The following is a 9,548-nucleotide window of genomic DNA, read 5'->3' on the forward strand; positions in this document are numbered from 1 at the left end:
GGGGACTGCTGCGCAGTCCAGCGGGAGCAAGTTCCCTCGCCACAGGTGATGTATTGCCAATTCAACTAAGCGTCACAGCCCTCACAAAGCTTGCCACCCCCCACCCAGCGCCTTGTACAGCGCAATACTCGCCTGCAACCGCGACAGTTTCAGTTGCACATTCAAATCCTGCGCCGCGTACAGCGTGCGTTGTGTCTCCAGCACCGTGAGCAAATCCTCGGCGCCAGCCTGGTAGCGGCTTTGGGCGATGTTGAAGGCGGTCTGGGCCTGGCTCAGTTCTTCGCTTTGCCATTGGCGTTGTTCGTCGAGCCAGCGAATGCTGTTGAGGGCTTTTTCGACGTCGGCGAAACCGTTGATGATCGCCCCGCGATAGACCTCCAGCAATTCTTGCTGGCGTGCCGTGGCTTTGTCGCGGTCGGCGCCGAGGCGGCCGTTGTTGAAGATCGGTGCCACCAAACCGGCGGTGAGGTTATAGAACGGGCTGCGCAGAATGTCGCTGGCGCTGTTCGCCCCGGAGCCGAAGCTGGCGCTGAGGGTGATGGAGGGCAGCATGGCGGCGCGGGCGACGGTGACGTCGGCCCGGGCGGCGGAGAGTTGTGCTTCGGCGCGGGCGATGTCCGGGCGGCGGCTCAGCAACTCGCTGGGCACACCCGCACCAATCACGGGCCATTGCAGGTGATCGAAAGACTCGTCGATCGGCGCCAGTTCCTGCACCGGTCGGCCGAGCAGGGCCGCGAGGGTGATCAGCGATTCGTCGGCCTGTTGCTGCACCGTCGGCAATTGCCGCTGTTGCGCTGCGACCAGGCTTTTCTGCTGCGCCAGTTCGAGGGCGGTGGCCGAGCCGGAATCGTAGCGGGTCTGCACCAGTTTCAACACGCTCTGGGCATTCGCCAGATTGAGTTCGGCAATCCGCCGCTGCTCGCGCAACGACAAGGTTTTCGTGTAGCTGTTGGCCACACCGCTGAGCACCGTCAGCTCCACGGTCGCCTGATCAAATTCACTGGCCTTGAGCCCGAACTGCGCACTGTCGCGGGACGCACGTTTGCCGCCCCAGAAGTCGATTTCATAACTGGCATTCAGGTTGGCATCAAAGTAATCCACCGCCTCGTTGCTGCTGTCCGCATCAAGCTGACTGTAGCCATTGCCGCGCAGCAGTTTCTGGCGGTTGGCATTCGCCCCGGCCTTGATCTCCGGCAACTGCGAACCGCCGGCAATCACCGTTCCGGCCTGGGCCTGACGCACTCGGGCGACCGCTGCCGCGAGGTCGAAACTGCCGACCCGCGCCTGTTCGATCAGGCGATCCAATGGCGGGCTGCCGAATTGCGTCCACCATTGCGCATTGCTGCGCGCGGCGCTTTCGTTGTGCGGCGATTGCCACATGGCGGGCGGTGCGAGGCCGCTGTCCGGGCGCGGGGCAGGGCTGCTGCAGGCGCTGAGCAACAGGCAGATAGTCAACAGGCTCAATGGCGGCTTCATAGATCGATCATTCACTGGTAAGGGCCGTGACCGGGTCGAGCCGGGCAGCTTTGCGGGCCGGCATGAAGCCGAAGACAACACCGGTAACAAGGGCGCAGCCGAAGGCGCCGAGCACCGCCATCAAGGAAAACGCGACGGCAACTTCGCTGAGCACCAACACGCCGCCGACGATCAGCGCCAGGGCAATTCCGGCGAGGCCGCCGACCACCGAGAGCATCACCGCTTCGGTGAGGAACTGGCGCAGGATGTCGCGCTGACGGGCGCCGGTCGCCATGCGGATACCGATCTCGCGGGTGCGTTCGCGCACGGTCATGAGCATGATGTTCATCACGCCGATCCCACCGACCAGCAGCGAGATCGCGGCAATCGAGCCGAGCATCAGCGACAGGGTGTTCTGGGTGCGGGCCTCGGCCTGGATCATCGCCGCGTTGTTGGTCAATTCGAAATCCTGCTTGCCGCCGTGCAGGCGCAGCATCAACTGCTTGATCGCGGTTTCCGCTTCCTTGACCTTGCGCGCGTCGGCCGTGGCGATGGCCACGTATTCGGGATTGTGCGTGCCAAACAGCCGTACGCTGGCCGCCGAATACGGAATGGCGATTCGGTTGTCGCTGTCGGAGTCGCCGGAGCTGGCGCCTTTTTCCGCGAGCACGCCGACCACCTGGAACGGCACGTTTTCGATCAGGATGTACTGGCCGATCGGGTTGGCCACGTCCTTGAGCAATTTCGTGCGCACCTTGTGGCCGATCACCGCCACCGCCGCGCCGGATTTTTCATCGGCGTCGGTGAAGTAACTGCCCTGGACCACTGGCCAGTTGAAGATCGCCGGGAAGTTGGTGTCATTACCGCCGACGTAGCTCAGGTGATCGACGTTGCCAAAACGCACCCCAGCCTCGGAGCCATTCACCGGCATGATCCGCCGCACTTGCGGCAGGCTGGCGAGCGCGGCAACGTCGTCGAGGGTGATGACGCCGGGCGGTGTGCGCGGGTTCGGCGCCGAGCCGCTGAGGTAAATAATGTTCGAACCGAATGCGCCCATCTGCGCCATGACCTGACGCTTGCTGCCTTCGCCGACCGCGAGCATCACCACCACCGACGCCACGCCGATGATGATCCCGAGCAAGGTCAGGGCGGTGCGGAACTTGTTGATCCACATCACCCGCCAGGCCGCGTGCACCGCATCCACCAGTTCGCCTTTCCAGGCGCCGGTGGCCTCGGCGCCTTCACTGAGGCGCTTGCGCAGGTCCACCGCTTGCAACGCGCCGGGGTTGGCCGAGGTTTGCGCGGTGGGATTGTCGTGGGCGCTGTCGCTGATGATCAGGCCGTCGCGGATTTCGATGATGCGCTTGGCCCGCGCCGCCACTTCGCGGTCGTGGGTGATCAGGATCACCACGTGGCCCTGGCTCGCCAGCTCGTCGAGCAAGATCATGACCTCGGCGCCGCTGTGGCTGTCGAGGGCGCCGGTAGGTTCGTCGGCGAGGATAATGTGGCCGCCGTTCATCAAGGCGCGGGCAATCGATACCCGTTGCTGCTGGCCGCCGGAGAGTTGATGCGGGCGGTTGCCAGTGCGCGTGGCCAGGCCGAGGCGGTCGAGCAGGGCGGCGGCGCGGGCGTGGCGTTCGGCGGCCGGGGTGCCTGCGTAGATGGCCGGCATCTCGACGTTTTCCTGGGCCGAGCCGGACGGGATCAGGTGATAGCCCTGGAACACAAAGCCGAACGCCTCGCGACGCAGCCAGGCCAGTTCGTCGCTGTCGAGCTGGGCGACGTTTTCTCCGGCGAAGCGGTATTCGCCGGAGGTCGGCCGGTCGAGGCAGCCGAGGATGTTCATCAGCGTCGATTTGCCCGAGCCGGAAGCGCCGACAATCGCCACGAACTCGCCGGCATGGATCGCCAGGTCGATGCCGCGCAACACGTGGACTTCCGGGGCATCGCCGCCACCGTAGGCTTTGCGGATGTCCTGCAGGTCGATCAGGGGCGTCTGCATTCAGCCGCCACTCCCGTCAGCCGGGCCGATCAACAGGTGATCGCCTTCTTCGAGGCCATCGATGATCTGCACTTTCAGCCGATCACTGATGCCGGTGCGCACTTCCCGTTGCTGGATCGCACCGTTTTTCGCGACGACTTGTGCAGTCTGGCTGTCGGCCTGCGGGCCGCCCTGCAGCGCAGCAATCGGCGCGGTGAGGACGTTTTTCGCCTGGTCGGAGACGAAGAACACCTGAGTGGTCATTTCCGCCATCAAGGCGTTATCGGCGTTATCCACGTCGAGCAACACGGTGTACAGCACTACGCGCCCGGTGCCGCTTTTGCTCGAACTGGCGGGGCTGCCGCCGCCCTGGCTGGTCTGGTCCAGCGGTTTGGGCGGGATCGGCAAGATCTGCCGCACGGTGCTGTTCCAGCGCCGGTTGCCACCGCTGAGGGTGGTGAACCAGGCGGTCATGCCGGGTTTGACGTGGCCGATGTCGGCTTCCGAGACCTCGGCCCACACCGTCATCGGCGACAGCTTGGCGATGCGCAGAATCAACGGCGTCTGCTGCTGGGCGTTGAGGGTCTGGCCTTCACGCGCATCGAGGGCGACCACGGTTCCGTTCATCGGCGCATAAATACGTGTGTAGCCGAGTTCGGCTTGATCACTGCGCAGGCTGGCCTGGGCCTGGCGAATCTGCGCCTGGAACATGTCCACGCGGGCCTGGGTGGCGCGCAGTTCAGCCTGGGCGGTTTGCACGTCTTCGGCGCGGGTGGCGCCACCGGCCGCGAGGTTTTGCTGGCGCTGGAATTTCTGCCGGGCCAGTTCGTGCTGGGCCTTTTGCTCCTCAAGTTGCGCCTTGAGGTTGTCGATGGAAAAACGCCCGGCGTCGAGTTTGGCCTGTTGCGTCGATGGATCGATTTCCACCAGCAGGTCGCCTTCCTTGACCACGTCGCCGACTTCCACATGGATCTTGTGGATCTGCCCCGACGCCTGAGCGCCGACATCCACGTAACGTCGCGGTTGCAGGGTGCCCAACGCCGTGACGCTGCTTTCGATGTCGCTGCGCGTGACTTGCACCGTGGCGAATTGATCGCGGCCGGGCGGGAGGATCTTCCAGGCCGCGACGGCCACGACGGGGATCAGACAAAGGGCTACAAGCAGGGCGCGTCGGGTGTGTCGGGGACGTTTCATGCAGGGTTCCGGCCAGAGAAAATCGGCCCGTCGCGCAACTGGCGCGCAAAAAGAGGCGACAGTCGAGCGCTGTCGGAGGGCCGACAGACACGGGGAGCTGTCCTGTAAACGAGGAATGCGGGGAGGAATTTAAGCGCGGACACACGGAGTTACAGGTGTAGATCAGGACTATTTATCGGGCAAATTGAAACAGCACTTTAAATCTATATGAGAATTACTATAAATTACGCGACTTAAATTGCCACCATCCTGCCACTGCCCATTCGGCGGTCGCGGAGCTGGCTCAAGGACAGGTCCCGCACCTCGTGCGGCCGGGAGTCATGTTGGAAAACTACTATCGCGAGCTGGTGTGTTTCCTGAACGCCAAGCTGGGCAACCGTCAGGTGGCCGAAGATGTGGTGCATGACGCTTATCTGCGGGTACTGGAGCGATCCAGCGACACGCCGATCGAGCAGCCCCGGGCATTCCTGTACCGCACCGCGCTAAACCTTGTGATCGACGACCATCGGCGCAATGCCCTGCGTCAGGTCGAATCCCTGGAAGTGCTCGACAACGAAGAGCGTTACTTCACCCCTTCGCCGCACACCAGCCTCGACCACGGCCAACGCCTGGCCATGCTCCAGCGCGCGCTGGCGGAATTGCCAAGGCTGTGCCGCGAGAGTTTCCTGCTGCGCAAGATCGACGGCCTGTCGCACCCCGAGATTGCTGAACACCTGGGGATTTCCCGGGCGCTGGTGGAGAAACACATCGTCAACGCGATGAAACATTGCCGGGTGCGCATCAAGCAGTGGGACGCCCACTGATCCCTTCCGCTTAAATTTTTTTTCATTGTCCTCGTCCCTACTCAACAGACGATCTGCTGTCCTGCCACAGGCCGGTCAGCTCACCCAGGTTTTATCCCCGCTGCTGAGGGGTTCATCCAGAGGACACTGGAAATGACACAGGCAATTGCATCGCCCATCGTTCACGACCTGATCGGCATCGGTTTCGGCCCTTCGAACCTGGCGCTGGCCATCGCTCTGCAAGAGCGCGCACCGAACCAGGGTGAGCTGGATGTTCTGTTTCTCGACAAGCAGGCCGACTACCGCTGGCACGGCAACACCCTGGTGACCCAGAGCGAGTTGCAGATTTCCTTCCTCAAGGACCTGGTGACCCTGCGCAACCCGACCAGCCCGTACTCGTTCGTCAATTACCTCAAGCATCACGGGCGCCTGGTGGACTTCATCAACCTCGGCACCTTCTACCCGTGCCGCATGGAGTACAACGACTACCTGCGCTGGGTTGCCGGGCAGTTCACCGAGCAGAGCCGCTACGGCGAAGAAGTGCTGACAATTGAGCCGGTGCTGCACAACCAGCAGGTCGAGGCGCTGCGCGTAATCTCCCGCGATACCCAGGGCCAGCAACACGTGCGCACCACCCGTTCGGTGGTGGTCAGTGCCGGCGGTACACCGCGCATTCCCGAAGCGTTCAAGGCGCTCAAGGATGACAGCCGCGTGTTTCACCACTCCCAGTACCTGGCGCAAATGGCCAAGCAGCCGTGCGTGAACAATCAACCGATGAGCATTGCGATCATCGGCGGCGGGCAGAGCGCGGCGGAAGCTTTCATCGACTTGAACGACAGCTTCCCGTCGGTGCAAGTGGACATGATCCTGCGCGGCTCGGCCCTGAAGCCGGCGGACGACAGCCCGTTCGTCAACGAAGTGTTCTCGCCGGAATTCACTGACCTGGTGTTCCAGCAGGCCAGCAGCGAGCGCGAGCGTCTGGTCAACGAGTACCACAACACCAACTATTCGGTGGTGGACATCGACCTGATCGAACGCATCTACGGCATCTTCTATCGCCAGAAGGTGTCCGGGATTGCGCGCCATGCATTCCGTACCCTGACCACTATCGAAAAAGCCACCGCCACCGAGCGCGGCATCGAACTGGCGGTGCGCAACAACGCCACCGGCGAAGTCACGGTCCGGCATTACGACGCCGTGGTGCTGGCCACTGGTTACGAGCGCCAGATGCACCGCAAACTGTTGGCGCCGCTGGAACAGTACCTGGGCGACTTCGAGGTCGATCGCAATTACAAACTGATCACCGACGAGCGCTGCAAGGCCGGCATCTACATGCAGGGCTTCTGCCAGGCCAGCCACGGCTTGAGCGACACCTTGCTGTCGATCCTGCCGATCCGCGCCGATGAAATTGCCGGCTCGCTGTATGAGCATGGCAAGTCGCGCGGGCATGGGCGGTCGGTGATGGATTTGTTGTTGGCCACTGCCAGCTGAGATCTTGTGGCGAGGGGGCTTGCCCCCGTTCGGCTGCGAAGCAGTCGTAAAATCAATGCATGCGGTCTGTCTGATATACCGCATTTGTCGGTTTTGGGGGCGCTTCGCACCCCAACGGGGGCAAGCCCCCTCGCCACAATTTTATGATCATCCTGAACCCTTCCTGAAGAACCCGCCGATTCCCCCGGCACACCTCCCGGCATCGTTTACTCTCCAGAAATCGGGGCGTAAGCTTCGCGCGTTTTCATCAATAGCGGAGACCCACAGTGGGTACTTGTTCGAGTGACAGTAGTCGGCCGGTTTCAGTAACCGGCACCTTCTCGGCAAGCTGACGCGCAGTTTTTTTGTGCCGTTATCTTGCTGAAAAGCGAGTAGCGGCATCCCGATCGCGGCCAGTGGCGGCGCGATTCCCGACGTCCCTCTCATCGACGCTGAACCGTGCGTGATGTTCGACCTGCCTGTCGACATCGCGGCGACTCGACGCGCCTGCTCGACGGTTTCCCGGCTGACCCTGGGGGGCAACTGCCATGAACCTGACCTTGCTCAAAGAATTCTTCGCCGGATTCCTGCGCACCCGCCACATCGCCCGGCACTTCCGTCGCCTGGCGCTGCTGGAAAGCATCAACGACACCACGGTCAGCCGTGAAGTACCGCCGACGCTGGCGCAGACCCTGGTGTCGGCGGCCAACAGCGACACCGGCCTGTTGCTGGATAACCTCGGCAGTCACAGCGACGGTTTGAGCGAGGCCGAAGCCGACGCCCTGCGCGAACAATTCGGCCTCAACGAAGTCGAGCACGAGCAGCCGCTGCCATGGTGGGTGCACCTGTGGCACTGCTACAAAAACCCGTTCAACCTGCTGCTGACCTTGTTGGCGGTGGTCTCCTGGTTCACCGAAGACATCAAGGCTGCCGTGGTGATTTTCTCCATGGTGGTGCTCTCGACCCTGCTGCGGTTCTGGCAGGAAGCCAAGTCGAACCAGGCGGCGGATGCGCTGAAGGCGATGGTGAGCAACACCGCGACCGTCATGCGCCAGGGCGCGCAGCGCATCGAATTGCCAATCAAGCAATTGGTTCCCGGCGACCTGATCGTGCTCTCGGCAGGCGACATGATTCCCGCCGATTGCCGGGTGCTCAGCGCCAAGGACCTGTTCGTCAGCCAGGCGGCGATGACCGGCGAATCGATGCCGGTGGAAAAATTCCCGCGCCAGCAGGACAGCGGCACCAGCAACCCGCTGGACCTCGACAACATTCTGTTCATGGGCACCAACGTGGTCTCGGGTTCGGCCATCGCGGTGATCCTGACCACTGGCAACAGCACCTACTTCGGCGCCCTGGCACAGCGGGTCAGCGCCACCGACCGGGCGCCGACCTCGTTCCAGAACGGCGTTAACAAAGTCAGCTGGCTGCTGATCCGCTTCATGTTCGTGATGGCGCCACTGGTGTTGTTCATCAACGGTTTCACCAAGGGTGACTGGATGCAGGCGCTGCTGTTCGCGCTGTCCATCGCCGTCGGCCTGACTCCGGAAATGCTGCCGATGATCGTCACCTCGACGTTGGCCAAAGGCGCGGTGTTCCTGTCGCGCAAGAAAGTCATCGTCAAACGCCTGGACGCGATCCAGAACTTCGGCGCGATGGACGTGCTGTGCACCGACAAGACCGGCACCCTGACCCAGGACAAAATCTTCCTCGCCCGGCATGTGGACGTCTGGGGCGAAGAGTCCGACGACGTATTGGAAATGGCCTATCTCAACAGCTACTACCAGACCGGCCTGAAAAACCTGCTGGACGTGGCGGTGCTGCAACACGTCGAGGTGCACCGTGAACTCGAAGTGGCCACGGCGTTCGCCAAGGTCGATGAAGTGCCGTTCGACTTCACCCGGCGCCGCATGTCGGTGGTGGTGGCCGAGCATGACCGGCCTTATCACGTGCTGGTGTGCAAAGGCGCGGTGGAAGAAATCCTCGCCGGTTGCACCCATGTTCGCCACGGCGATAACGACGAGCCGCTGACCGATGAACTGCTGGCGCGGATTCGCGAAGTGACCGCGTCCTTCAACGAGGAAGGCTTGCGCGTGGTGGCGGTGGCCGCGCGGCATACACCGAAGGATCAAGCGATCTACAGCATCGCCGATGAACAGCAAATGACCCTGATCGGCTACGTCGCCTTCCTCGATCCGCCCAAGGAAAGCACCGCGCCGGCCTTGCGTGCATTGGCCGCTCACGGCATCGCGGTGAAGGTGCTGACCGGCGATAACGAACTGGTGACCGCGAAGATTTGCCGCGAGGTCGGCCTGGAACAACAAGGCTTGCTGATGGGCAACGACGTCGAGCGCATGAGCGACGCCGAACTGGCGCTGGCCGTGGAGACCACCAACGTCTTCGCCAAACTGACGCCGTCGCACAAGGAACGCATCGTGCGGTTACTCAAGGGCAACGGGCATGTGGTCGGGTTCATGGGCGACGGCATCAACGACGCCCCGGCGCTACGTGCAGCCGACATCGGTATTTCGGTGGACAGCGCGGTGGACATCGCCAAGGAAGCGGCCGATATCATCCTGCTGGAAAAGAGCCTGATGGTGCTGGAGGAGGGCGTGCTGGAAGGGCGCCGGACCTTCGCCAACATGCTCAAGTACATCAAGATGACCGCC

The 9,548-nt window shown here is 62.7% G+C and carries 6 protein-coding genes; 3 read left to right on the forward strand and 3 right to left on the reverse strand.

All coding sequences use genetic code 11. The features are described 5' to 3' along the window. Positions 1-81: 81 nt before the first annotated feature. Genes ACIOYV_RS15675 through ACIOYV_RS15685 form a run of 3 tightly spaced genes read right to left on the reverse strand, consistent with a single transcriptional unit; the run spans position 82 to position 4,630 of the window. A complete protein-coding gene (locus ACIOYV_RS15675) occupies positions 82-1,476 on the reverse strand; it encodes an efflux transporter outer membrane subunit (protein WP_401324865.1) in 1,395 nt (464 codons plus the stop codon). Positions 1,477-1,483: 7 nt separating this feature from the next. Continuing rightward, positions 1,484-3,457 (reverse strand): MacB family efflux pump subunit, encoded by a 1,974-nt coding sequence (locus ACIOYV_RS15680; protein WP_401324868.1) that lies wholly within the window; start codon positions 3,455-3,457, stop codon positions 1,484-1,486. Next, a complete protein-coding gene (locus ACIOYV_RS15685) occupies positions 3,458-4,630 on the reverse strand; it encodes an efflux RND transporter periplasmic adaptor subunit (RefSeq protein ID WP_401324871.1) in 1,173 nt (390 codons plus the stop codon). Positions 4,631-4,950: 320 nt separating this feature from the next. On the opposite strand from ACIOYV_RS15685, the gene ACIOYV_RS15690 reads away from it, so the two are divergent. The 3 genes from ACIOYV_RS15690 to mgtA all read left to right on the forward strand — a co-directional run. Further along, positions 4,951-5,433: a sigma-70 family RNA polymerase sigma factor gene (locus ACIOYV_RS15690; protein WP_054051507.1), complete on the forward strand. Its 483-nt coding sequence runs from the start codon at positions 4,951-4,953 to the stop codon at positions 5,431-5,433. Positions 5,434-5,565: 132 nt separating this feature from the next. Beyond that, positions 5,566-6,903: a lysine N(6)-hydroxylase/L-ornithine N(5)-oxygenase family protein gene (locus tag ACIOYV_RS15695; protein WP_401324873.1), complete on the forward strand. Its 1,338-nt coding sequence runs from the start codon at positions 5,566-5,568 to the stop codon at positions 6,901-6,903. A gap of 527 nt (positions 6,904-7,430) precedes the next feature. Further along, the coding region (gene mgtA, locus ACIOYV_RS15700; protein ID WP_401324876.1) for a magnesium-translocating P-type ATPase at positions 7,431-9,548 on the forward strand (2,118 nt) is incomplete at its 3' end.

Origin of the sequence: Pseudomonas sp. NPDC087342 (assembly GCF_044744265.1) — a bacterium.
Classification (GTDB): Bacteria; Pseudomonadota; Gammaproteobacteria; order Pseudomonadales; family Pseudomonadaceae; genus Aquipseudomonas; species Aquipseudomonas nunensis.